This is a genomic window from Nonomuraea sp. NPDC048916, from assembly GCF_040649575.1.
Lineage (GTDB): Bacteria > Actinomycetota > Actinomycetes > Streptosporangiales > Streptosporangiaceae > Nonomuraea.
On record NZ_JBEZFS010000132.1, the window covers coordinates 1 to 949 of the forward strand.

Annotated in this window: 1 pseudogene; it reads left to right on the forward strand. The window is 67.5% G+C overall.

Features of this window, described 5'->3' with window-relative positions:
• Positions 1 to 949 (forward strand): annotated as a pseudogene (locus tag AB0C16_RS40085) (DNA-directed RNA polymerase subunit beta); the annotation flags it as partial.

A 949-nucleotide genomic window follows, 5' to 3' on the forward strand; every position in this document is an offset into this window, starting at 1 on the left:
CGACGGCAAGGTGACCGACCAGATCGACTACCTCACCGCCGACGAGGAAGACCGCTTCGTCAAGGCGCAGGCCAACACGACGCTCAACCCCGACGGCTCGTTCGCCGAGACCCGCGTCCTGGTCCGCACCAAGGGCGGCGAGACCGAGCTGGCCCGTGCCGACGAGGTCGACTACATCGACGTGTCGCCGCGCCAGATGGTGTCGGTCGCCACCGCGATGATCCCGTTCCTGGAGCACGACGACGCCAACCGCGCGCTCATGGGCTCCAACATGCAGCGCCAGTCGGTGCCGCTGCTCAAGAGCGAGGCGCCGCTGGTCGGCACCGGCATGGAATACCGTGCCGCGACCGACGCGGGCGACGTCATCAGCGCCGAGAAGGCCGGCGTGGTCGAGGAGGTCTCGGCCGACTACGTCACCGTCATGAACGACGACGGCACCCGCACCACCTACCGTGTCGCCAAGTTCAAGCGTTCCAACCAGGGCACCTCGTTCAACCAGAAGCCCATCGTCGTCGAAGGCGACCGGGTCGAGGTCAACCAGGTCATCGCCGACGGTCCGTGCACCCAGAACGGCGAGATGGCCCTGGGCAAGAACCTGCTCGTGGCGTTCATGCCGTGGGAGGGTCACAACTACGAAGACGCGATCATCCTGTCCCAGCGGCTGGTCCAGGACGACGTCCTCTCCTCGATCCACATCGAGGAGCACGAGGTCGACGCCCGTGACACCAAGCTGGGTCCCGAGGAGATCACCCGCGACATCCCGAACGTCTCCGAGGAGGTCCTGGCCGACCTCGACGAGCGCGGCATCATCCGCATCGGCGCCGAGGTCGTCCCCGGCGACATCCTGGTCGGCAAGGTCACGCCCAAGGGCGAGACCGAGCTGACGCCCGAGGAGCGGCTGCTGCGCGCGATCTTCGGCGAGAAGGCCCGTGAGGTCCGCGACACCTCG